Origin of the sequence: Prochlorococcus marinus XMU1411, from assembly GCF_017696075.1 — a bacterium.
In the GTDB taxonomy this organism is placed as follows: Bacteria; Cyanobacteriota; Cyanobacteriia; order PCC-6307; family Cyanobiaceae; genus Prochlorococcus_A; species Prochlorococcus_A marinus_V.
Map to the genome: position 1 here is coordinate 405,065 of NZ_JAAORI010000003.1, position 24,292 is coordinate 429,356.

General features: G+C 32.3%; 20 protein-coding genes. 16 read left to right on the forward strand and 4 right to left on the reverse strand.

All coding sequences use genetic code 11. From position 1 onward, the window contains the following. Positions 1–8: 8 nt before the first annotated feature. From HA145_RS04020 to HA145_RS04030, 3 genes are read left to right on the forward strand one after another with little or no spacing between them, the layout of a single operon-like run. Complete coding sequence (locus HA145_RS04020) at positions 9–1,091, forward strand: adenylate cyclase (protein ID WP_245151779.1); 1,083 nt, start codon at positions 9–11, stop codon at positions 1,089–1,091. 22 nt (positions 1,092–1,113) lie between these two features. After that, positions 1,114–3,570, forward strand: a complete 2,457-nt coding sequence (recG, locus tag HA145_RS04025) for an ATP-dependent DNA helicase RecG (RefSeq protein WP_209127960.1) — start codon at positions 1,114–1,116, stop codon at positions 3,568–3,570. Between the two features lie 57 nt (positions 3,571–3,627). Then, entirely contained in the window at positions 3,628–4,311 is a 684-nt protein-coding gene (locus HA145_RS04030; RefSeq protein WP_209127961.1) for a M15 family metallopeptidase, read from the forward strand. A 3-nt stretch (positions 4,312–4,314) separates the two neighbouring features. Here HA145_RS04030 and HA145_RS04035 read toward each other — a convergent pair whose 3' ends face one another. Beyond that, positions 4,315–6,102 carry an NADPH-dependent assimilatory sulfite reductase hemoprotein subunit gene (locus HA145_RS04035; protein ID WP_209127962.1) on the reverse strand — a complete coding sequence of 596 codons (1,788 nt, stop codon included), beginning with the start codon at positions 6,100–6,102 and terminating at the stop codon, positions 4,315–4,317. An 87-nt stretch (positions 6,103–6,189) separates the two neighbouring features. Here HA145_RS04035 and glyS point away from each other — a divergent pair, with 87 nt between their 5' ends. Then, complete coding sequence (gene glyS, locus HA145_RS04040) at positions 6,190–8,352, forward strand: glycine--tRNA ligase subunit beta (RefSeq protein WP_209127963.1); 2,163 nt, start codon at positions 6,190–6,192, stop codon at positions 8,350–8,352. On the opposite strand, the gene chlP is transcribed toward glyS, so the two are convergent. Further along, positions 8,333–9,673, reverse strand: a complete 1,341-nt coding sequence (gene chlP, locus HA145_RS04045; protein ID WP_209127964.1) for a geranylgeranyl reductase — start codon at positions 9,671–9,673, stop codon at positions 8,333–8,335. The two genes, glyS and chlP, sit on opposite strands and share 20 nt — an antisense overlap. 112 nt (positions 9,674–9,785) lie before the next feature. On the opposite strand from chlP, the gene HA145_RS04050 reads away from it, so the two are divergent. The 5 genes from HA145_RS04050 (at position 9,786) to ccsB (ending at position 14,662) form a co-directional block, all read left to right on the forward strand. Then, on the forward strand, positions 9,786–10,493 hold the full coding sequence (locus tag HA145_RS04050) for a M15 family metallopeptidase (protein WP_209127965.1): 708 nt from the start codon (positions 9,786–9,788) through the stop codon (positions 10,491–10,493). A 134-nt stretch (positions 10,494–10,627) separates the two neighbouring features. Further along, positions 10,628–12,421, forward strand: a complete 1,794-nt coding sequence (typA, locus tag HA145_RS04055; protein WP_209127966.1) for a translational GTPase TypA — start codon at positions 10,628–10,630, stop codon at positions 12,419–12,421. A 12-nt stretch (positions 12,422–12,433) separates the two neighbouring features. Next, the gene (locus HA145_RS04060; RefSeq protein WP_209127967.1) at positions 12,434–12,802 is read left to right on the forward strand and encodes a DUF309 domain-containing protein; all 369 of its coding nucleotides are present in this window, start codon (positions 12,434–12,436) and stop codon (positions 12,800–12,802) included. 88 nt (positions 12,803–12,890) lie between these two features. Next, positions 12,891–13,619, forward strand: coding sequence for an LPS export ABC transporter ATP-binding protein (lptB, locus tag HA145_RS04065; RefSeq protein WP_209127968.1), 729 nt, complete (start codon positions 12,891–12,893; stop codon positions 13,617–13,619). A 113-nt stretch (positions 13,620–13,732) separates the two neighbouring features. Continuing rightward, entirely contained in the window at positions 13,733–14,662 is a 930-nt protein-coding gene (ccsB, locus tag HA145_RS04070; protein ID WP_209128306.1) for a c-type cytochrome biogenesis protein CcsB, read from the forward strand. Between the two features lie 21 nt (positions 14,663–14,683). Here ccsB and rpe read toward each other — a convergent pair whose 3' ends face one another. Continuing rightward, entirely contained in the window at positions 14,684–15,442 is a 759-nt protein-coding gene (gene rpe, locus HA145_RS04075) for a ribulose-phosphate 3-epimerase (protein ID WP_209127969.1), read from the reverse strand. Positions 15,443–15,629: 187 nt separating this feature from the next. Between rpe and glpX the strand changes: the two genes are divergently transcribed. The 7 genes from glpX (at position 15,630) to HA145_RS04110 (ending at position 22,579) form a co-directional block, all read left to right on the forward strand. After that, positions 15,630–16,631 (forward strand): class II fructose-bisphosphatase, encoded by a 1,002-nt coding sequence (gene glpX, locus HA145_RS04080; protein ID WP_025922321.1) that lies wholly within the window; start codon positions 15,630–15,632, stop codon positions 16,629–16,631. 18 nt (positions 16,632–16,649) lie between these two features. Then, positions 16,650–17,960, forward strand: a complete 1,311-nt coding sequence (locus HA145_RS04085) for a glutamyl-tRNA reductase (RefSeq protein WP_209127970.1) — start codon at positions 16,650–16,652, stop codon at positions 17,958–17,960. A 130-nt stretch (positions 17,961–18,090) separates the two neighbouring features. Further along, positions 18,091–19,386: a glucose-1-phosphate adenylyltransferase gene (locus HA145_RS04090; RefSeq protein ID WP_209127971.1), complete on the forward strand. Its 1,296-nt coding sequence runs from the start codon at positions 18,091–18,093 to the stop codon at positions 19,384–19,386. 94 nt (positions 19,387–19,480) lie between these two features. Continuing rightward, entirely contained in the window at positions 19,481–20,899 is a 1,419-nt protein-coding gene (gene gndA, locus HA145_RS04095; RefSeq protein ID WP_209127972.1) for an NADP-dependent phosphogluconate dehydrogenase, read from the forward strand. Continuing rightward, complete coding sequence (pgl, locus tag HA145_RS04100; RefSeq protein ID WP_209127973.1) at positions 20,887–21,624, forward strand: 6-phosphogluconolactonase; 738 nt, start codon at positions 20,887–20,889, stop codon at positions 21,622–21,624. Before gndA ends, pgl begins: the two co-directional genes overlap by 13 nt. A gap of 30 nt (positions 21,625–21,654) precedes the next feature. After that, positions 21,655–22,203 carry a CIA30 family protein gene (locus HA145_RS04105; protein WP_209127974.1) on the forward strand — a complete coding sequence of 183 codons (549 nt, stop codon included), beginning with the start codon at positions 21,655–21,657 and terminating at the stop codon, positions 22,201–22,203. Then, positions 22,193–22,579 carry a coat-like protein gene (locus tag HA145_RS04110; protein WP_209127975.1) on the forward strand — a complete coding sequence of 129 codons (387 nt, stop codon included), beginning with the start codon at positions 22,193–22,195 and terminating at the stop codon, positions 22,577–22,579. The genes HA145_RS04105 and HA145_RS04110 overlap by 11 nt, the downstream gene beginning before the upstream one ends. A gap of 20 nt (positions 22,580–22,599) precedes the next feature. Here HA145_RS04110 and ilvD read toward each other — a convergent pair whose 3' ends face one another. Further along, positions 22,600–24,273: a dihydroxy-acid dehydratase gene (gene ilvD / locus HA145_RS04115; RefSeq protein ID WP_209127976.1), complete on the reverse strand. Its 1,674-nt coding sequence runs from the start codon at positions 24,271–24,273 to the stop codon at positions 22,600–22,602. Between the last annotated feature and the right edge of the window lie 19 nt (positions 24,274–24,292).

Here is a 24,292-nt window from a genome sequence, read left to right on the forward strand (position 1 = left end):
TTAATGATGTGAATAATTTCAATAATTACGAATATATAGATAAAATTAATTCTCAATTAGAGAGAGCTGACATAAAAAAAAGAATATTAACTAGAAATATCTATAGGGAATATGAATTTTACCTTAATCTTGTACGAGATCTACTTTATATCTCTGTAGAAAAAGGGCTTAACCAAATATATAGTTATCCAAAAATTAATGATAAGTTCTTAAGTGAAAATGAATTTTGTGGTTTCTTTGAAAATAAAATAAGTAAACTTATTTATACAAATTTGCCCTTATTAACAGTAGAACAATTAAAAATAAATGAAATTGACAAAAATATAAATGAGGAAGTTAATTTTAATAGTTTAGATAGTTTAGATAGTTTAGATAGTTCCTCAAAAACAATGTATGACCAAAAAGTAAAATTTCAATATAAAGATGGTTTTCAATCAGAAGAACCCATTCAGTTCCATATTAGTAAAGATATTTCAAATACTTCTGAATATTATCAGGCTGATAATTATGAGAAATTTGTATCACTTGATTTAGATAGTAATTATTTATCTGGTAATAATATTATTGAAAATTTAGGAGTTGAAAAACAATTTTTTTACTCCCTTCTTGAACTAATAGGGGAATTAAAGGTTGAAAATCCAAGACATCCAGAAAAAGACGATATCAATCAAATTGATATTTCACGCAAAAATAACATTCTTAAAATTTTTGATTTAATAGACAAGTCATTGGAAAATTTACTATTGAATCTTTCATATAAGATTAACAAAGAATTATTTAAGGCAAATCTAATTAAAAAAATGATATCAAAAGATTCCTTTGATTATTTAGTAGGCAAAAATTTGATGATTAAACATCCTTATCCTTTTGTTATTAATTTCGAATTAAACTTAAATCGGTCATCATTAAACGAAAATAATTTTCCAAGCATTATTTTCTTCAATATATCTACTGTTGAGCTAGAGTTTAAAAATTTAAATCTTTCTATTCAAAGGAACAAAATAAATGAGCTAAAAAATCAATTTCAGCGTTTGATTAAAAAAGAGACATATTGGAGGCAAAAAGAAATAACTTTGAATAAGATACGTTGAAAAAATAACTTTCTTTTCAAATTTGACTATTAGCGGGAATGAAAATAAATTAATTAAAGATTGGATAAGACCTCTTCAAAAGTCTCTTACTATTGAAACTGAAAACAAATTTATTAATACTTTAGGAAGAGAAAAATATTTTAATGATTATTTGCATGAATCATTGAAAAAACTGGATAATCTAAATATCTCAGAAGAATATTTAACGATATTTTATGAATTTTCTCGAAAATATAATGAATATAATAAATTAGATGAAAATCAAAGAAAAAGGTTAATTATAGATACAAGAAAAAATCTTTATAAACTGGGTAAAACTCTAGATATAGAAAATTCTAATAAAATTTCTAATAATGTTTTTCTGAATAAAGCTGATTCAAGTTTGTCTTTTGATTCAGATATTTCATTAATAAAAAATGTAGGAAAAGTTTATAAAAATAAGCTTAATGAATTAGGGATATTTCATATAAAAGATCTAATTAATTATTTCCCACGAACATATCTAGACTATACGAATAGAGTTAAAATAATAAATTTAAAACCAGATAATTTATACACGTGCATCGCAAACATTAAAAGATTTTATATACATAAGAGTAAAAAGAATAGTAATTTATCAATAATGAATTTTATAGTTTCTGATGAAACTTCTTCAATAAAGGTTACAAAATTTTTTTTAGGAAAAAGATTTAGATCTTACTCCTTCTTCACATCTCAAAAATCTTTGTATACTCCTGGAACTAAATTAGCAATTTCTGGTAAGATTAAATTGACAGAGTATGGCAAGACTTTTGTAGATCCGCAGATTGAAATTCTTAAGGATAACAATGATAATTTTAATTTCTCAGGCAAAATATTACCCTTGTATTCATTAGGTGAAGCATTATCAAATATGAGTTTTATAAAACTTATGAAAAAGGTACTAATTTATGCAAAGCAATATCCAGAAATTTTAAATAAAAAGCAACTTGATTCATTATCTTTATTATCAAAAGGAGAGTCGTTGATTAATATTCATTTTCCACCAACTCAAAAGGCACTTATTGAGTCAAAAAGACGTTTGGTTTTTGATGAGTTGTTCCTACTTCAAATAAAGTTTCTACTTAGAAAAAGAAAGACGAGCAAAAATGTAACTTACCAACAATTACCTCAAAAGAGATCTTTATTAAAAGAATTTTTAAATACTTTTCCTTTTGAATTAACAAAATCTCAAGAAAATGTTTTAAATGAAATTAAGAAAGATTTATCTAATCCCGTACCAATGTCTAGATTGCTTCAGGGAGATGTGGGAAGCGGTAAAACTATAATTGCAATAGCTTCTCTTTTACTGGTCATTGAAAAAAAACTGCAAGGTGCATTTATGGTCCCAACTGAGGTATTGGCAGAACAACATTATAAAAATTTATTAAAATATTTGAACCCACTTTTAGTTTCTGTTGAACTACTTACAGGGAATACTCCTCAAAAAAAGAGAAAAGAAATTTTCTCTAATTTGAAAAATGGATTAGTTGATATCCTCGTAGGTACGCATGCATTATTTGAGGATAAAGTCATCTTTAATGCATTAGGGATGGTCGTAATTGATGAACAACATAGATTTGGAGTTACTCAAAGAAATAGATTACTAAATAAAGGAGAAAATACTAACTTGTTATCAATGACAGCAACACCAATTCCAAGAACTCTTGCACTTTCCATTTATGGTGATTTAGATGTGAGTCAAATTACAGAACTCCCTCCTGGGAGAGTTCCTATAACTACAAAAATAATTTCAGAAGATGATTTAACTAACTTGTTCAAGATTGTTGAAGATGAGATCAATGAGGGAAAGCAAGCTTATGTGATTTTGCCACTTATAGAGGATTCAGAAAAAATGAATTTAAGCTCAGCAAAGAAAACATTCAAACATTTATCAGAAGAGGTCTTTTTTAACAAAAAAGTTGGATTATTACATGGCAAATTAAGTTCACAAGAAAAGAATGAAGTGATTAATTCTTTTTTAAGAAATGAAATTAATATATTGGTTTCAACCACTGTAATTGAGGTTGGTATTGATGTCCCTAACGCCACAATTATGATTATTTATAATTCGGACAGATTTGGATTGTCCCAGCTACATCAATTAAGAGGGAGAGTTGGTAGAGGATCAACAAAATCTTTTTGTTATCTGGTAACCTCCGATAAAAATGGATTAGAAAATAAACGACTTTGTGTTTTGCAAAAATCAAATGATGGCTTTTATATTGCTGAAAAAGACTTGGAGCTTAGAGGACCGGGCCAGATTTTAGGATATAGACAATCCGGATTGCCTGATTTTGTACTTGACAATTTACCTAACAATAAATTTCTTATTGATAAGGCTCGTGAAGAGGCTATTAAGATTGTTAGTGATGATCCTGATTTAAAAGAAAATATTGTTTTGAGGAATATACTTATTGATAATTCTGATAATAAATTCATTCATGATTTCTTGAATTGAAAACTATCATTGTAATTTTTGATATATATGCCACTATAAATCAATTACAAATTTCAATTGAAAATTTGGAATAAAATACCAATTAAAGATAATGGAGATAAATTAATAGCTATACCTAGCTGCCTAAAGTTTTTAGATCCCCACCCTTACTCTCATTTAGGAGCACCTTACAAAGATAAAACTTCTATTTGGAAATTAAGAGAAGAGGTCGTAAATAGATTAGTTAAAGTAAATGATTATTTGACATCAAAAAGTACTTTTAACCTTTTAATTTATGACAGTTGGCGACCTTTAGAAGTACAGGAATTTATGTTTAAAAGAGCATTTTTATTAGAGTGTGAAAAATCTGATATTGATATTTCTTTTGAAAATATAAAATCTTACCCATCCATTTTAAAAAAAGTTGAAAAATTTTGGGCATATCCTTCTTATGACAATAGGTGTCCTCCCCCTCATTCAACTGGTGGTGCATTGGATGTTTGTTTATCAGATAAAGATGGAAATCTTGTTGAAATGGGAAGCATGGTTGATCAAATGGATGAGACCTCAAATCCTTATTTTTATTCAAAAATAAAGAATGAAGAAGCAATTATTTGGAATAGTAGAAGAAATTTATTAAGGGAAATTATGACTAAATTCGGATTTGCTCAACATCCTAACGAATGGTGGCATTTTAGTTATGGAGATCAACTATGGGCTTGGAAAAATAAAAAAGCAAATGCCCTTTATGGAAAAATTTAAATTCTATAGATTTTTATTTAGTAAATTCAATATATAATTTTCATCTTGAGTATTTATAAAATCTCCGAAATCCAAATCTAAATTACTCTTCCAATTATCAAATAATGGTTGAAGTGTTTTTTCTAAATCGTTAAGTTCCACTCTTTGTAAGAACGGTTTAGCCAGCCTTTGTAGATTTTTACTTCCCCCCAACCATAATTGGTATTTGTTTTGCCCACTTCCAACAAGAGCTAATTCGGCCATATATGGCCTGGTACATCCATTCGGACATCCTGTCATTCTGAATAAAATTGTCTTTTGTATTTCTAGATCTAATAGTAAATTTTCAATCCTTTTTAATACTTCAGGTAATATTCTTTCAGCTTCAGTCATCGCAAGACCACAAAGTGGTAAAGCAGGACAAGCTAAAGCATGTCTTTGTATTTCATTAATGTTTTCTAAATTTTCGTATCCAATTTTTGATAGAGATTTTTGAATTTCACCTTTGTTCTTATTGGCGATATTACAAAGTAAAATATCTTGATTAGGTGTGAGTCTTAAATCTAAATTATATTTTTTAACAATACTTGTGATGGTATTCTTCTTCTCTCCAGATAATCTCCCAGATAATAATGGTAAACCTACGAAATAGGATGTTTTATTTTGTTTATGCCAACCTAGATAATCAATAAGAACCTTATCCGGTTCTTTTCTGATTTTTTTAATTTCTTTTTTGAAATACTTATCAATAAGTATCTTTTTAAACCATTTAATACCTTTTCTGTGAAGAAGATATTTCATTCTTGAATTTTTTCTTGATTTTCTATCACCATAATCTCTTTGAATAGCCACAATGCTTTGTATTAATTCATAAACATCAGTTTCTTCAACATATCCAAGTGGATCTGCAATTCTGGCAAAGGTCTCTTCATTATTATGTGTGCGACCCATACCACCTCCAACATAGAAATTGCACCCTTCTAAGTTTCCCTCTTTAGAAGTAAAGGCAACTATTCCTATGTCATTGGTAAGAAGATCAACAGAATTGTCCCCAGGAACTGTCACAGCACATTTGAATTTTCTCGGTAAATAAGTTGAACCATAAAGAGGCTCATCTTTTATCCCACTAAAAACATTATCTTTGAATTGAAGCTTCCTAATTGTCTCAATATCTTTGTCAGGCTTTATGGTGTACTCTAAATCTCCATCAGCCCAAAGCTCTAAAAAAGTGCCTTGTCCGGCCATTGGGGTAAGAAGATCTGCAACTTTTTTTGCCAATGCTCTTGCAATATTATAGTCTGGCGAATCAAATGGAGCCGCAGGGGCCATAACGTTTCTATTTATGTCTCCACATGCAGCTAATGTGGAGCCCATTGAATTTACTATTGTTTGAATTACTTCCTTTAGGTTCTCCTTTCTAATTCCATGCATTTGAAAGGCTTGTCTTGTAGTAGCCCTAAGTGTTCCATTGCCTAGTTTGTTAGATAATTCATCTAATGCTAAAAATAATTTCCCAGGGACTTCACCGCCCGGATTTCTTAACCTAAGCATCATTTGCCAATCTTTACTTTTGCCTGGCCTTCTATTTTCCCTGTTATCTTGTTGATAACTACCATGAAATTTTAATAACTGAACTGCATCATTGGTAAAATGATCGCTCTCATTGACTAATTCAGTAGCAAGTGGTTCTTTAAGAAATTGGCTACTTTTTTTAAAATTTTCAAATTTTGAAACTTCTAGTCCATTAGCCAAACAAACAGTATCTTCCTTGGTAGGATCTTTTTTCTTTTTTACTTTCTCAACCTTGATCAAAGGACCAAATAATATCTCTTTTTATACATTAGCGAAAAGCTTATTTAACTGGTAGTAAATTATAGTAAGTGAAGTCATATTTTTTTCTTGTCTAAATATTTACTTGAGATAGGAACAGAAGAGTTGCCCGCAAAATTTTCTCATTCTGTTCTAAAGCAATTTAAATCTCTAATAGAATTTGAATTGGATAAAAAGTTAATCAAATTTGAACATATAGTTGTTACCTCCACACCAAGGCGGATAATTCTACTTGTCGAGGGTTTAGTTGATTATGCAGAAGATAAGATAATAGAAAGAAAAGGGCCTAAAGCAAATTCAGCTTATTTAAATGGATGTCCTACTAAAGCTGCTCTAGGATTTGCTAATAGCTTAGATATAGATGTAGATCAGCTAGAAATAAAAAATACAAAAAAGGGTGATTTTGTATTTGGAAAGAAAATTGAGAAAGGATTACCAACAAAAATTTCTTTGTCTTCGATTATCCCAAAATTACTAAAGAGTCTTCAAGGCCCTAGATTTATGAAATGGGGGACTGGTAACATAAAATTTTCAAGACCGATTAGGTGGATTGCCTCTATTTATAATGATGAAATTCTTGATTTTGAATTTGATGAATGTGATCCAAAGATCAAAATAAGTAATAAAACAAAAAGTCATAGGCTGATCAATGAAGTTTTAGAAGTTCAAAATCCTGATGATTTTTTTGAATTATTGAAACGAAATAGAGTAATAGCTATTCGAAAAGAAAGAAAAGAAAAAATTGAAAGTTTAATAAATCAGGCATCTAAATCTTTAAATTTGAAACCTGATCTTTCAGAAGGATTACTAAATGAACTAACTGATTTAGTTGAATGGCCAGACTTAATTATTGGCAAATTTAGTGATGAATTTCTTGATCTTCCAGTTGAAGTTCTCTCAACAGTTATGAAAAGTCATCAGAGATACGTTCCTCTTTTATTGAAAAACAAAAATTTCTCTAAGCTAGATTTAAACTCTGAAAAAAATATTAGTACAACTTTCTACGTTATTTCAAATGGTCTTGAAGAATCAAATAATAATATTGCTAAAGGTAATGAGAAAGTATTGAGGGCAAGGTTTTCAGATGCAAAGTTTTTCGTAGAAAGTGACAAAAAAGTTGCTTCAATCGAAAGAAATGAAAAGCTTAAATCTGTTTCCTATTTGAAAGGAATTGGAAATATATTTCAGAGAGTAGAAAGGATAGAGGAAGTTACTAAAAAAATTCTTAAACTTTTAAATGATAAGTCTTTAGAAGAAAAAAAAATAATAGAAGCTGCTAAATACTGTAAAAACGACTTATGTAGCGAAATTGTTTTCGAATTCCCTGAGCTGCAGGGAATAATGGGTGGTAAATATCTTAAATATGAGGGATTTAGTGAGGATGTTTGCTTGGCTGTCGCTGAACATTATTTACCTTCTTTTTATAAAGATGCTTTGCCCTCCACAAAATATGGTGCAATAGTTTCCATAGCAGATAAGGTCGAAACTTTAATAAGTATATTTATTTCTGGTAAACGTCCCAGTGGATCATCTGATCCTTATGCTCTTAGAAGAAATTTGAATGGAGTGATTAAAATAATTTGGGATTATGAACTTGATTTGCCTTTAGATAAATTATTTAACGAACTTATTGAATTTTGGAAAATCGCATTTCCGAATTTAAAATTCTCAAGAGAAACAGTAGCTAATGATTTAAATGAATTTTTAGTTCAAAGAATTGTTAGTCATTTAGAAGAAATATCACTAAGTAAAGAATTAATAAAGGCAGTTTGCTCTTCTGATGAATTATCTCAAAAAAGAGTATTGAATATCGTTGATCTTAAAAATAGGATTAAATCTATTGTTAATTATAAAGAAAAGGAAAATTTTGTTGAAATCCAGAAGGTAATTACCAGGGTAAGCAAATTAGCTAATAATGGTGATCTTTCAACAGAGGTTCTCTCAATAAGAGATTATGTAAACACAAAACTTTTTGAAAAAGATTGTGAATTGAAAGTTTTTGAATTTATTGGAGAATTAGAAAAACTTTTTTCTGAAGGTTATTGTAATTATTTGGAACTTCTAAATTTGTTTGAGATTAATGTAAAAACTATCGAGGATTTATTTGATAATGAAAAGGGAGTCCTAATAATGTCAGAGGATTTAAAAATAAGAAATAATAGACTCAATTTATTGAGCTTAATTAGAAATTATTCTCTAAAAATAGCCGACTTTACACTTTTGAACTCTTGACTTTAATGCCACCCTTTATTGAATACTTTTCTAGCATTTTTTCTACTTCTTTATTTTCCCTGACAGCACTATCAACAGGTTTATAGTTTTGAGGTGCTAAGGCTTTCCCTCTTAAGATCGAACCAAGAGTAAGCATTGTAATTTTAAGTTGCTGTAATGGTTTCATTGATACAACTCTTTTGTATAAGTAACTATCAAATGTAAGTCTTTGTACATCCATGTCATCACACATCTCAACAAATGCTTCTCTTGCAGAGTCATTTCTATAGAAAATATTTTGAAGAATTTCTAATACCTTATAAGTTGTGCCATATTTTTTATCCCATTTTTTTAGATAGTTTTTTAAATCATTTTCTGATGGGATTACTTGACCGTTTTTTGATGCCTCAACAATTTCTTCAGCACACATTCTCCCGCTCTTAGCAGCAAAATAAATTCCTTCGCCTGAACTCTTGGTAACATAACCTGCTGCATCACCAACCAAAGCCATTCTCCCAACTACCCTTCTTGGTCTTGGATGCTCAGGGATAGGATGTGCTTCTACCTTTATTACTTCACCATTAACAAGTCTTTTCTTTGCCCTATTTCTTACTCCCTCTTGAAGGCCTTTAATTAATGACTGATTCTTTTGCATGGTTCCAGTACCCACTGCAACATGATCATATTTAGGAAATACCCACCCATAAAAATCTGGGGAGACATCAGTGCCGACGTACATTTCAGCAAGGTCTTCATAGTAACTCATTTCTTCTTTAGGAAGTTTTATTCTCTCCTGAAATGCAATAGCAACTTTGTAATCCCCTGCATCCATTGCTTTAGCTACTCTACTATTGGCTCCATCAGCTCCTATTAAAAGGTCAACTGTAAGCTCCTTAAGTTCTCCTTTTTTGTCTCCATTCGTAAAATCTGAATAACATAGTTTATATGGCCCTTGATTATTGTTTCCAGTATCAATAGAAGTAACTAATCCATTTATTAGTGTGGCGCCAAGATCTGATGCTCTATTACGCATAAAAGCATCCATAACTTCCCTTCTACACATCCCAATAAACTCATTATCGCTTTTCCCGTAAACTCTATCTAAACTTATATCTACCTCTCTATTTGATGGAGATATCATTCTCATATGTCTTACTTTTCTGTCAATAATTGACTCAGGTAAATCAAATTCTTCCACCATACAAAGAGGAATAGCTCCTCCGCATGGTTTTGCATTATCTAATTTTCTCTCGAAGAGCCAAGTTTTTATGCCAGCTTTGGCAAGAATTTCTGCAGCACATGAACCACTTGGACCTCCTCCAATAACCGCTACCCTCAACATACGAAAAAAAATAATACTGTATATAAAAGCTACATCTTTTTTGCTTATAAAAGTGCATTTCTTAAAATAATAGTTAATATCGAAATATGTTTTCCAAATTCAAATCTAAATATTGGAACAAAACAAAGATATAAATCAATTTGATATACCATTAGCTAAAAGAATCCATTTAAATAATTACAACTCAATATTATTAAAAAAATTATTTATATATTTTCCATTTATTTTTCTTATCTTATCTATCTTTGGATTGCGATTAATTAGAAATAAAGAAATAGGATCTCTTCGCAATCTCAATTTACAGGCTCAGAGAAATCACGACCATAGAATTTTGGGCCATTTACCCTATGATGAAATTTCTAAGGAAAAACTAGTTTTAATTGAGCCCAATATTGAAGTTCATATTGATATGCGTGATTCTCTACTAAAGATGAGAGATGAAGCAAAAAGGGATGGGATATACTTAGTTTTCTTGAGCGGTTATAGATCAATAAATTTGCAGAATGAAATCTTCTATTCTTTAAAATCTATTAGAAATCAAGATGCAGCAGAAAGAGCTAGGGTTTCAGCCCCCCCAGGGTATTCTGAACATAGTACTGGTTTTGCAATTGATATTGGTGATGCTACTCAAAGAGAAACAGACTTTGAGAACGAATTTGAAAATACTGATGCTTTTAGATGGTTAATCAAGAATGCAGCTAAATTTCACTTTAAGTTATCGTTCACCAAAGATAATAAATATATAGATTATGAACCTTGGCATTGGAGATATGAGGGATCAATTGAAGCTTTAAAAGTTTTTGAAACTTCAAACAGATGAACACAAATCTAACTTATTAATTAAATTATCCAATATGATTATGTTTTTCAAAGTCTTAAAGAGAAATTCTCATAATAAGCATTCTTTGAGTTAGCCTTAATAAAGTCAAACTATTATTTATATAAATTTTATAAATGTCATCTTCGATAAAAGAAATTAGGAATGTCGCAATTATTGCCCACGTAGATCATGGGAAAACAACCCTTGTGGATGCATTGTTATCTCAATCAGGAATATTTAGAGATAATGAAGTTATTCCCACATGTGTAATGGATTCAAATGATCTTGAGAGAGAAAGAGGAATAACAATACTCTCAAAAAATACAGCAGTTAACTACAAAGATACCAGAATTAACATTATAGATACACCAGGTCATGCAGATTTTGGTGGAGAAGTCGAGCGGGTTCTGGGAATGGTTGATGGTTGTCTGTTGATCGTTGATGCAAATGAGGGGCCGATGCCTCAAACAAGATTTGTTTTGAAAAAAGCATTAGAAAAAGGACTTAGGCCTATAGTTTTTGTAAATAAAATTGATAGACCAAGAGTAGTACCAGAAATAGCAATTGATAAGGTACTGGATTTGTTCTTAGAATTAGGAGCTGATGATGATCAATGTGATTTCCCTTATCTTTTTGGGAGCGGCCTATCTGGTTTCGCAAAAGAAGAAATGGAATCTAATAGTGACAATATGATGCCTCTTTTTGAAGCTATTATCAGACATGTTCCACCTCCCGTAGGGGATGCAAATAAGCCTCTTCAACTACAAATAACTACTTTGGACTATTCTGATTTCTTAGGCAGAATTGTAATTGGGAAAATTCATAATGGAACTATAAAAAATGGTCAACAAGCTAGTTTAATTAAAGAAAATGGAAAAACTATTAAAGGCAAGGTTAGTAAATTACTTGGATTTGAAGGATTACAAAGGATTGATATAAATGAAGCATTCGCAGGAGATATTGTTGCTGTTTCTGGTTTTGATGACGTCAATATTGGTGAGACCATAGCATGTCCCGATTCGCCTCAACCACTTCCTCTAATAAAAGTTGATGAGCCGACCTTAAATATGACTTTTGTTGTCAACGATTCACCATTTGCAGGAAAAGAAGGAAAATTTGTTACTAGTAGACAATTAAAAAATAGATTGGAAAGGGAACTTTTAACAAATGTTGCCCTACGGGTCGAAGAAACTGATTCTCCTGATAGGTTTTCAGTTTCAGGAAGAGGAGAATTACATTTAGGTATTTTGATTGAAACTATGAGAAGAGAAGGGTTCGAGTTTCAAATTTCACAACCTCAAGTGATTTTTAGAGAAATTGATAATGTTGAATGTGAGCCTATAGAGACTTTGGTCCTAGATGTGCCTGAACTATCCGTTGGCTCATGTATAGAGAAACTTGGTTCGAGAAAGGCAGAGATGAAAAACATGCAGACAAGTTCAGATGGGAGAACTCAATTGGAATTCCTTGTGCCATCAAGAGGACTAATTGGATTTCGTGGTGAATTTGTTCGGATAACAAGAGGTGAAGGTATCATGAGTCACTCATTTTATGAATATAAACCTAAAGCTGGAGATTTTGAAACTAGGAGAAATGGAGTTCTTATAGCGTTTGAGGAAGGTGTGGCCACATTTTATGCATTAAAGAATGCTGAAGATAGGGGAGTCTATTTCATTAAACCTGGAGTTAAAGTTTATAAGGGAATGATTATTGGAGAGAATAATCGTCCTCAAGATCTTGAGTTAAATATATGTAAAACTAAGCAGTTGACTAATATGAGATCTGCAGGCGCAGAAGAACTTGATACTTTGCAGTCTCCTGTCGATATTACCCTTGAAAGAGCACTTGAATATATCGGCCCAGATGAAATGCTAGAGGTAACACCTGATTCAATTAGAATGAGAAAAATAAATAAGAAGAAAAAATAGTAGTTTGATTGTATGAATGAAGAAGGTACAAAAAATTTTCAAGAATCCCTTGTTAAGGCTTTAAATCTTTTTAACAAACATGAATGGTATGAGGCTCATGATGCTTTTGAAGAGATATGGAATTGTGTTGATGGTGACGAGAGACAAGTGATCCAGGGGATTTTACAAGTATCGGTTTCACAGTTTCACTTAAGTAAGGGTAATTTAAATGGTGCTACTATTTTGCTTGGAGAAGGTTTAGGGAGAATAAAAACTCGAACCAAGATTAATTTAGGTATTGATCTTGAATCTTTCTGCAGATGTTTGGAAGATTTATTGTGGAAATTACAATATAAAGAGGCTTTAAATGAAAACGATAAGCCTTCTTTGAAACCTATTTGATTAAGATGAATATCTTTCTCATTAAATTTAATTATTTTTTCTTTTTTTCTTTTTTTTTCAAAAAAATAACTAATCTTTTTAATGGAAGATGAACTTAAAAATTCAAAATGTATCCCTTTCAATTAAGGGAAGATTAATAGTAAATGATGTTTCCATAATTGTAAATCCTGGAGAAGTTGTAGGTTTGATGGGACCGAATGGCGCTGGGAAAACTACCACTTTTAATCTTGCAGTTGGCAATATAAAACCAGATGAAGGTCAAGTTTTAATGAATGGTAAAAATATAACTAATCTCCCACTCCCAATCAGATCAAGGCTTGGATTGGGTTATTTAACTCAAGAGGCGAGTATATTCAGAGATCTTACCGTTAAGGACAATATAGATTTAGCTTTGCAGAATTCATCTTATAGTCGAGCGGCAATAAGAAATAGAAGAGAACAATTAATTAATGAATTTAATTTGAATAATTTTGTAGATAATTATGGTTATCAACTTTCGGGAGGAGAAAGAAGGCGATGTGAGATAGCCAGAGCACTTTCAGTCGGTAGAAAAGGCCCTAAATATTTATTATTAGATGAACCATTTGCTGGAATTGATCCTCTAGCTGTTAATGATTTAAAGAGCCTAATTCTTAAATTAAGTAATAATGGGGTGGGTATTCTTATTACAGACCATAATGTGAGGGAAACTCTACTAATTACCAACAAGTCATATGTATTAAGTGAAGGAAAAATCTTATCTTATGGATCATCAACTGAATTAGCAGATAATCCAATAGTCAAGAAGTATTATCTGGGAGATGATTTCAAACTTTGAATCCTTTTTAAACTAAATTAAAACTTAATTATTAAAGATTTACTCATATAAAGATGATTTAAATTATTATTTGGATGTAATTGAATATTAAAGCTGGCTTAAGTTTTCTAGAAATGATATTAAATAATCTTTTAAAAAATATAATTTATGACCCGGTATCAGTGTTAGGTCTATTAGTTTTTTATATTTTATTAGTTAACTTACCAATATCATTAGGTGCAGTTTTCAAAAAAAAGTCTTCCTATACTGTAAGACTACTCACTATCCTAGTTAATTTATTCATAACATTACAGTTACTTTTTAGATGGACAATTTCGGGACATTTCCCAATTAGCAATTTGTATGAATCTTTATATTTCCTTACTTGGGGGATCACAATGGGACAATTATTAATTGAGAGGGAATACAAATCTCCAATAATACCCTCAATCGCAATACCCATTGAGTTGCTGTCCGTTTCTTTTGCTTGTTTTGTTTTGCCTGAGGATTTGAAATTATCATCCAACTTAGTTCCTGCCTTAAGATCTAGTTGGTTAGTAATGCATGTAAGTGTCGTAATGCTTAGTTATGCGGCATTGATAATGGGTTCTTTACTTTCAGCTTCTGTTTTGTTCATTAATAAAAACAAACCGCTCCAAATCAGAAGTAGTTCTACAGGTATTGGAGGATTCAAAATTTCTAACAACTACCCTTTAAATGATTTGGTTGATCCTATTGAATTTTCTAATTCCGAAGAATTAGATACATTAAGTTATCGCTCAATATTAATAGGTTTTGTTCTTTTGACTCTTGGTTTGATTTCAGGTGCGGTTTGGGCTAATGAGGCTTGGGGCACATGGTGGAGTTGGGATCCAAAAGAAACATGGGCATTTATCTCATGGTTATTTTATGCCGCTTATCTGCATATGAGAATAAGTAAAGGTTGGCAAGGAAGAAGGCCAGCATTATTAGCAACTACAGGCTTTTTAGTAGTTTTAGTATGTTATTTAGGAGTTAATTTCTTAGGAATAGGGTTACATAGTTATGGCTGGATATTTGGATGATTTGTTAATCTCCCAGAATATTTATTGAGGTTCAGAAAGAACATTCCCCTTTTGAGCTTCTAGTGCAACTTTTCTCAAGTCATCACATCCTTCTTTTAATGTTGGGTAAGCAAACATTCCACTACCTGCAATAAAACAATTAGCTCCAGCATCTGCACATTGTGAAATAGTCCAATTTGCTTTTATTCCCCCATCAACTTCAATGTCAACATTTAAGTTTTTTTCGATAACAAAGTTTCTTATTTCTCTGATTTTATTAAGCATTGTTGGTATATAAGCTTGTCCACCAAAGCCTGGATTAACTGTCATAACTAAAACATGATCAACCATATCCATTATGTTTTTAATCATTTCAAAAGGAGTATGAGGGTTTAATGCAACAGAAGGAGATCCTCCCAGGTCTCTTATCCTTCCGAGAACTCTATGCAAATGAATATTTGCTTCGGCATGAGCTATTACTACTCCTGGTTCACCATTCGTTCCCTTTGTAGCGTTTACATAAGATTCAAGCATTGTTTCGCAGTTGTATTGACTAACCATTAATTGAGTTTCAAAAGGGACATTGCAATATTTCCTGCACGCCGCAATCATTTCAGGACCAAATGTAAGATTTGGCACGAAATTCCCATCCATTACATCAAATTGAATTCTATCTACCCCAGCTTCCTCGAGCTCTTTCACACATGCCCCCATATTTGCCCAATCTGCTGGTAAAACTGAAGGAATTATTTGAATTGGTCTATTAACCCCAGCTAAAATTGTTTGATTTGACTCAGTCATTTAATTTTTAAAATATTTAATAAAGATACTATATTTAGTTGTTTATTCCTAATTTCAAGTCACGGCCTGATAAAGTATCACCTGTAAAGAGTTAAAAAAAGCTTACTAGCATAATAATTCTTATAAAAAATGACATTTTTTATGAGATCATACTCAAAACCTTTAAGAAAATCCTCAAAATTTAATTGTGAATCAAACTTTAATTCAAGAAATTCTCGAAGTTGTCGAGCAAGCTGCTATTGCCTCAGCAAAACTAACAGGACTTGGTCAAAAAGATGAAGCTGATGCTGCAGCTGTAGAAGCAATGAGATTGCGAATGGGCAAAATTGAAATGAAAGGGAAAATTGTTATTGGAGAAGGTGAAAGAGATGAAGCACCTATGCTTTATATAGGTGAAGAGGTTGGCAGTGGAAATGGCCCAGGGGTTGACTTTGCAGTAGATCCTTGTGAAGGAACAAATCTTTGTGCAAATAATCAAAGAGGTTCTATGGCGGTTTTAGCTGCCTCTGATACAGGTGGTCTTTTCAATGCGCCTGATTTTTACATGAACAAATTAGCAGCGCCTCCTGCGGCCAAAGGTAAAGTAGATATTAGAAATTCAGCTACTGAAAACTTGAAGATACTAAGTGATTGCTTGGGCCTTTCTATTAATGAGCTTACTGTAGTTGTAATGGATAGAACTAGACATAAAGATTTAATTAAAGAGATTCGAGGATGTGGTGCAAAAGTACAACCGATTTCTGATGGTGATGTTCAAGCTGCCATTGCATGCGGTTTTGCAGGAACTGGAACACATTGCTTGATGGGTATAGGTGCAGCTCCAGAGGGTGTTATTTCAGCTGCTGCAATGAGAGCTCTCGGCGGACACTTTCAAGGACAACTAGTTTATGATCCGGCAATCGCTCAAACTTCTGAATGGGCTGATTACACAAAAGAAGGAAATATAAAACGTCTTAATGAAATGGGCATAACAGATATAGATAAAATCTATGAAGCAAATGAATTGGCATCGGGAGAAAATGTTGTTTTCGCTGGAAGTGGAATAACTGATGGATTATTATTTGACGGAGTTAAATTTGAAAGGGATTGTGTTAGAACAAGTAGTTTAGTTATTAGTACATTAGATAGTACTGCAAGGTTCACAAATACTGTCCATATAAAAGATGGTGCTAAGAGTATCAGCCTTTAAAAATTTACGTTTGATTTTATGCATATTGTTGTCGTCGGACTGAGTCATCGCACGGCACCTGTCGAAGTGCGTGAGAAGTTGAGTATTCCTGACCAATCCATAACAGAGTCGTTGAAAGCATTAAAAGCTTTCTCTGATGTATTAGAGGTGTCAATTTTAAGTACTTGTAATAGGCTGGAAATATATGCGCTAGTAAAGGATAAAAATACTGGAATTTCATCTATTAAAGAATTCATATCAGAATATTCTGGAATTGTTTTTGAAGATTTAAATCCACATCTTTTTTGCTTTAAACAAGAAGATGCAGTTTTGCATTTGATGAAAGTCTCGGCAGGACTCGATAGCCTCGTTTTAGGGGAAGGACAAATCCTTTCGCAGGTAAAAAAAATGATGAGATTAGGTCAAGAGAATCAATCTACTGGACCAATTCTTAATAGATTATTAACTCAATCAGTTAGTACAGGTAAAAAAGTAAGATCCGAAACAAATTTAGGAACTGGAGCTGTGTCAATCAGTTCAGCAGCGGTAGAACTAGCTCAATTAAAAATTGGACAAGAAAAGGGTTTTGATAATCTTGTAAGTTTGGAATCAGAGAACGTTCTTGTTGTTGGCGCCGGACGAATGAGTAGGCTTTTATTAACTCATTTAAAATCAAAAGGATGTCATAAACTTATCCTTTTAAATAGAAATATTGATAGAGCATTAAATCTTGCTCAAGACTTCCCTGATTTAGAGATTGTTTGTAAAGGGTTAAACGAATTAGAAGAAAACATTTCATTATCTTCGCTTGTTTTCACCAGTACTGCTTCTGAAGAGCCAATTATTGATCTCACAAAAATTGAAAAAATAAATTTGAGTAATAGACTTAAATTTATTGATATTGGTGTACCTAGAAATATATCTAATGATGTCAAACAACATGAATTTGTTAAATCATTTGATGTTGATGACTTACAAGAGGTCGTTTCAAGAAATCAAGAATTTAGACAGAAAATAGCAAAGGAAGCGGAATCTTTAGTAGAAGAAGAAAGGATCATATTTCTAGAATGGTGGGCAAGTTTAGAGGCCGTTCCAGTAATTAATAAACTTAGATCAGATTTGGAGTTAATTAGAAAAGAGGAATTGCAAAAAGCACTTAGCAGAATGGGACCAGATTTTTCAGCTAGAGAAAGAAAAGTTGTGGAAGCTCTGACTAAAGGAATAATTAATAAAATACTTCATACGCCAGTCACCAAGTTGAGAAGTCCTCAATCAAGAGAAGAAAGACAAGTTTCTTTGAAAATTGTTGAAAAATTGTTTTCCTTGGTAGAAGAGGATAAAAATAACTGACTTTTTTTGATTTATATTAAGTTTTTCTAGTGATTTATCGAAATACCTTTGTAAACTGACCATTTGTATTTCTAAATATGCCCATAATCAGTTACTTTAAGTAATTGTATATCTACCTCCATTAGATTGAATGAAGCGTGTTTTGGCCATAATCCTCGGAGGAGGAAAAGGTTCTAGACTTTACCCTCTAACAAAAATGAGGGCTAAACCTGCTGTGCCATTGGCAGGTAAGTATCGTTTGATAGATATACCGATTAGTAATTGTATAAATTCAGGCATTGAAAAAATGTACGTATTGACCCAGTTCAATAGTGCATCTCTAAATAGACATATAGGAAGAACCTATAATTTAAATGGCCCTTTTGGCCAAGGATTTGTGGAGGTTTTAGCTGCACAACAGACTCCTGATAGTCCGAAGTGGTTTGAAGGTACTGCTGATGCTGTAAGAAAATACCAATGGTTATTTCAAGAATGGGATGTTGATGAATATTTAATATTGTCAGGTGATCAGCTGTACAGAATGGACTACAGTTTATTTGTTCAACATCATAGAGATAATGGAGCGGATTTAACTGTTGCAGCTTTGCCTGTTGATGAAGCCCAAGCAGAAGGTTTTGGCCTCATGAGAACCGATGATGTAGGAAATATAAAAGAATTCAGTGAAAAGCCTTCTGGAGAGAAGTTGAAGGCAATGGCCGTAGATACTTCAAAATTTGGATTAAGTAAGGAGTCAGCTGCCGAAAAACCATATCTAGCCTCTATGGGGATTTACGTTTTTAGCAGAAATACTCTCTTCGATCTTCTAAATAAATTTCCTAATTATACGGATTTTGGTAAGGACATAATTCCAGAAGCCCTCAATAGAGGCGATACTCTTAAAAGTTATGTATTCGATGATTATTGGGAAGATATCGGCACAATTGGGGCATTCTTTGAGTCAAACCTTGCATTGACTGAGCAACCAAAACCTCCATTTAGTTTTTATGATGAGAAATTTCCAATTTATACTAGACCTAGATTTTTACCACCTTCTAAACTTGTAGATGCTCAAATTACTGATTCAATTGTTTGTGAAGGTACAATCTTAAAGGCATGCAGTATTTTACACTGTGTTTTAGGTGTAAGAAGCAGGATTGAAAGTGACTCTGTTCTTGAGGATACTCTTGTTATGGGAGCCGATTTCTTTGAATCTCCTGAAGAGAGGATTGAATTAAGAAAAGGGGGCGGAACGCCTCTTGGAGTAGGTGAAGGAACTACTGTAAAAAGAGCAATTCTTGATAAGAATACAAGAATTGGCGATAATGTCGTGATCATTAATAAAGATCGAGTAGAAGAAGCAGATAAGCCAGAATTAGGCTTTTATATCAGAAATGGAATTGTCGTAGTAGTTAAAAATGCAACTATTGCAAACGGAACTGTTATTTAAATCTTTTCCATCATTTTTCGCTGACATAAGTATTTTTTTTGAGCAATTTTGTTGAGTTGCAGGCACACTGTATTTATTGAGTTTTTAATTTTTTATGTCCAAGGCACATTTTGGTTTAATAGGTCTTGGTGTTATGGGCGAAAATTTAGTTCTTAACGCAGAGAGAAATGGATTTTCTAGTGTAGTTTTTAATAGGACTTACTCAAAAACCGAAGAATTTTTACAAGGTCGTGGCCTTGGGAAGAAAATAGAAGGAGCAGAAACTCTTCAAGAATTTGTTAATAAGCTAGAGAGACCCAGAAGAATTCTAATGATGGTAAAAGCTGGGCCCGCAACAGATGCTGTCATTGATAATATTTCTGGATATCTCGAGGAAGGTGATTTATTAATAGATGGCGGCAACTCTCAATTTAAAGATACAGAAAGAAGGGTGAATACTCTTGAAAGTAAAAGTTTTGGATACATTGGGATGGGAGTTTCTGGAGGGGCCAAAGGAGCTTTAGAGGGTCCAAGTATGATGCCCGGAGGTACTAAGGCTTCATATGATGCAATAGAAAGCTTATTAACAAAAATGGCTGCCAAAGTAGAAGACGGACCATGTGTTGCATATGTTGGACCAGGAGGTTCAGGTCATTTTGTGAAAACTGTTCATAACGGAATTGAATATGGAATTGAACAAATACTTGCAGAAGCTTATGACCTTATGAAGAGAGTCAAAGGTATGAACGGTCAGCAAATGTCAGAGGTATTTGGTATTTGGAATAATACTGATGAATTAGCTTCTTATCTTGTTGAGATAACAGAGATTTGTCTAAATACAAAAGATGAGATAACTGGAGATGATGTCGTGGAAAAAATATTAGATAAAGCTGGCCAGAAAGGTACAGGGTTATGGACTGTTGTAAGTGCTCTAGAACTGGGGGTATCAGTCCCAACTATTTATGCATCTTTAAATGCAAGAGTAATGAGTTCTTTAAAAGAGCAACGTAGTGAGATTGAAAAAACTATTCCATCTAAAGAGATAGAGGATTTTGATTTAGGAAATATATCAGATGGAATGAAACCTTTATTTGATGCTGTAGTCCTTGCCACAATTGCTAGCTATGCCCAGGGTATGGACATTTTAAGAGAAGCATCTGAAGTATATAACTATGGTTTGAATATGCCGTCAATTGCTCAAATATGGAAAGGTGGTTGCATAATTAGATCAAAATTATTAAGTAAAATTCAAGATGCTTATAACAAAGATCCTAATCTAAAAAATTTAATTTTTGATGATTGGTTCAATAATCAAATTGCGACAAGATTAGATAACTTAGCTAAGGTTGTTTCTTTATCCACAAAAGCTGGTATACCAGTACCATGTCTATCCAGTACCTTAGATTATTTGAATAGTTATAGAACCAATAGACTTCCTCAGAACCTTGTTCAGGCAATGAGAGACTGTTTTGGCTCTCATACATATGAAAGAATTGATAAGGAAGGTAGTTTTCATACTGAATGGATGAAATGATTGAAAAGGTTAAAAATGGATATACACTAAACATTTACAAAGACAAGTTAGAGCTATCTACAGCGGTTTTTAAGTTTATTGAAAGTCACATTATTCATACTTTAAAAAAGAAAGACAGTTTCAAATTTTGTGTAAGTGGAGGTTCAACTCCTAAATCTGTCTATAAGCTTTTATCAAAAAGTGATCTTAGATGGGATATGGTTGATGTCTTTTTAGGGGATGAAAGATGTGTTGATCCAAATTCAGAATTGAGTAACTCGTTAATGTTGAAGAATTCATTGTTAACTAATTTTGGATCTAAAGCTTTTTTTTATGAAATTTTCAATGATTTAAATGCTGATGATGAAGCTACAAAAAATCAATTTATTTCTAAATTATTTGAAAAATGCGGGTCAAACCCTCCAACTTTTGATTTAACATTATTAGGTCTTGGAGACGATGGCCATACAGCCTCACTATTCCCTTATCAAAAAAATAATAATGTAGATGATTTTGTTATTTTTAATGAAGGTAAAGGTTTAAAAAGAATTTCATTAACTCCAAAGGTTCTTTCAGCTTCTTCAAAGATAGTATTTTTAGTAAGTGGAGCTTCTAAAAGAATTGCTCTTGAGAGGTTATTAGATGAAAAAGAGCCACCAGATAGAACACCATCAAAATTAATAAAATCTATTAATCAAATTTCAATATTTTGTGATCAGGAATCAGCAAAAGAATTAGAAATTTAGTTAAAGTCTATTAATAATTTAAATTATTTAATGAGTAAGAAAAAATTTTTATTCCAGAAAAAGGAATTCGATGGTTGGAAAACATTAAATGATACTGTTATGGGCGGATCAAGTTCAGCTTTTTGTGAAATTTCAAATTCGGGTTTGATATTAAAGGGTAATATTGTCGAGAAAGCAGGAGGATTTGTTAGTTGTAGATCGTCTATATATAAACCTTCTTTAAATGTATCTGAGTATTCATCCTTTGAATTAAATATTGATGGACAAGGAAGAACTTTTAAATTTGCTGTCGCTTGTGAAGATGATCTACTAGGACTAACCGAATTTATTCCAGGTGGACTTAGATGGATTAAATCATTCCCAACCAAAAAATTCGGGACAACAAATGTTCAAATTCCTTTTAGTGATTTAAAACCTTCAGTAAGAGCTAATAAAGTACGTTTTCCATTTAAATTCAAGCCATCTAAAATTAAAAGATTGCAACTACTACACTCTAAGTTCGGTGATGATGGATTACTTAATAATGAGTTTAAACAGGGTTCAATAAAAGTTTTAATTAAATCAATAAGTGTTATTTGAAAATCCACCTAAAAATATAGAGAGCTTAATCGCTAAATCAGCAGATTTAACAAATAAACCTTTTGTTCATTCTGTAGTAAAAAAAAATGGTGAATACGAATTCGAAGATGAAGATATTGATTTAACAGTAAATATCTTATGTCGAGATAAAGAAGGTAAAAGATTAGAAATTTATGATCTTGAATTAGAACTTTTTAAATCAAATAAAGAGTTGGTTTTGGTAATCTCTAAGCTTAACTTCCCTGATGAACCAATATTATGGTGTGGAGTTAAAACATTATGGATGGATAGCAATAATGGGAAAAAATGCAACTCACCAAAATACAGCGCTAGATTGGAGAATTTAGCAAATAGGATAAAAAGTTTTATTGATTAAGAAAATAAATTTGAGCTGATTTATAAATCAGTAACAGCCCCTAAACTTGATGTGCTTACGATTCTAGAATATTTTGAAAGAATTCCTCTTTTGTATTTTTGAATAGGTTTTACCCAATCTTTTTTTCTTTTTTCTAATTCTTCGTCAGATAAATCAACTTCAATTAGTTGTTTTACAGCATCTACTGTAATTAAATCACCTTGTTTTATTAGAGCAATATTTCCTCCTACAGCAGCCTCTGGAGCTATGTGACCCACAACAAGACCATATGTACCCCCGCTAAATCTGCCATCTGTAATTAAAGCCACCTTCTCTCCTAGCCCTTGACCAACAATCGCAGATGTTGGAGCTAACATTTCTCTCATGCCTGGACCTCCTACAGGACCTTCGTTTCTAATAACAACAACATCTCCAGCTTTGATATCGTTATTTAATATCGATTTTAAACAATCCTCTTCACTTTCAAAAATCTTTGCAGGACCTGTTAATACAGGGTTCTTTACTCCGCTAATTTTGGCTACAGAACCTTCGCTCGCTAAGTTACCTTTTAATATCGCTAGATGCCCTTTTTTATAAAGAGGGTCATCTATGTCTCTTATGACATTTTGATTTGTTGGAGGCTTATCTGGAATATTCTGTAAGTATTCTGAGATGGTTTTGCCCTCAATGTTTTTGCAATCGCCATGAATTAATCCTGCATTCAAAAGTATTTTCATTACTTGTGGAATCCCACCAGCTTTATGAAGATCCACCGTCACATATTTACCACTCGGTTTAAGATCACAAATAACGGGTACTTTTTGTCTGATTCTCTCAAAATCATTAATATTGATATCTATTCCTGCAGTATTCGCAATAGCTAAGATGTGCAATACCGCATTTGTTGATCCGCCAATTGCCATAATTACTGATATTGCATTTTCAAATGCTTTCTTTGTCATTAGGTCTAGAGGTCTTATATCTTTTTCTATTGCAGAGACTAATATCTCAGCACTTTTATCTGCACTTAGTTCTTTTTCAAAATCTTCAGCAGCCATAGTGGAACTGTGAGGAAGACTTAACCCTAATACTTCAATAACCGCAGACATTGTATTAGCTGTAAACATTCCGCCACAGCTACCAGCACCAGGAATACAATTTTTCTCAACTTGGATTAGCCTTTCTTCATTAATTTTGCCTGATGTTAATTGTCCAACAGCTTCAAATGCACTAACAACAGTAAGATCTTCTCCATGCAATTTCCCAGGCTTTATTGTCCCTCCATAAATGAAAATTGAGGGAATATTCATTCTTGCAATCGCAATCATGGCACCCGGCATATTTTTATCACATCCACCTATAGCAAGTACTCCATCCATACTTTGAGCATTGCATGCTGTTTCAATTGAATCAGCAATAACTTCTCTTGAAACTAGGGAATATTTCATGCCCTCTGTTCCCATAGAAATCCCATCACTTACTGTTATAGTCCCAAACATCTGAGGCATCCCACCTGATCTTTTTATTGACTCTTCAGCTTTTAGAGCTAACTTATTTAAACCCATATTGCATGGTGTTATGGTGCTGTATCCATTTGCAACTCCAATAATAGGTTTATTAAAATCTTCATCATTAAATCCAACAGCTCTTAACATCGATCTGTTAGGGGATCTTTGCACACCTTGGGTTATTGCAGATGATCTGAGTTTATTCATATTATTTGAGAACCTTTTT

Coding starts and splice junctions, on each gene's coding strand:
- chlP (WP_209127964.1), bottom strand. CDS start 9,673: ATGTTGAGGGTAGCGGTTATTGGAGGAGGTCCAAGTGGTTCATGTGCT.
- typA (WP_209127966.1), top strand. CDS start 10,628: ATGTCATCTTCGATAAAAGAAATTAGGAATGTCGCAATTATTGCCCAC.
- HA145_RS04060 (WP_209127967.1), top strand. CDS start 12,434: ATGAATGAAGAAGGTACAAAAAATTTTCAAGAATCCCTTGTTAAGGCT.
- lptB (WP_209127968.1), top strand. CDS start 12,891: ATGAACTTAAAAATTCAAAATGTATCCCTTTCAATTAAGGGAAGATTA.
- ccsB (WP_209128306.1), top strand. CDS start 13,733: ATGATATTAAATAATCTTTTAAAAAATATAATTTATGACCCGGTATCA.
- rpe (WP_209127969.1), bottom strand. CDS start 15,442: ATGACTGAGTCAAATCAAACAATTTTAGCTGGGGTTAATAGACCAATT.
- HA145_RS04085 (WP_209127970.1), top strand. CDS start 16,650: ATGCATATTGTTGTCGTCGGACTGAGTCATCGCACGGCACCTGTCGAA.
- HA145_RS04090 (WP_209127971.1), top strand. CDS start 18,091: ATGAAGCGTGTTTTGGCCATAATCCTCGGAGGAGGAAAAGGTTCTAGA.
- gndA (WP_209127972.1), top strand. CDS start 19,481: ATGTCCAAGGCACATTTTGGTTTAATAGGTCTTGGTGTTATGGGCGAA.
- pgl (WP_209127973.1), top strand. CDS start 20,887: ATGGATGAAATGATTGAAAAGGTTAAAAATGGATATACACTAAACATT.
- HA145_RS04105 (WP_209127974.1), top strand. CDS start 21,655: ATGAGTAAGAAAAAATTTTTATTCCAGAAAAAGGAATTCGATGGTTGG.
- ilvD (WP_209127976.1), bottom strand. CDS start 24,273: ATGAATAAACTCAGATCATCTGCAATAACCCAAGGTGTGCAAAGATCC.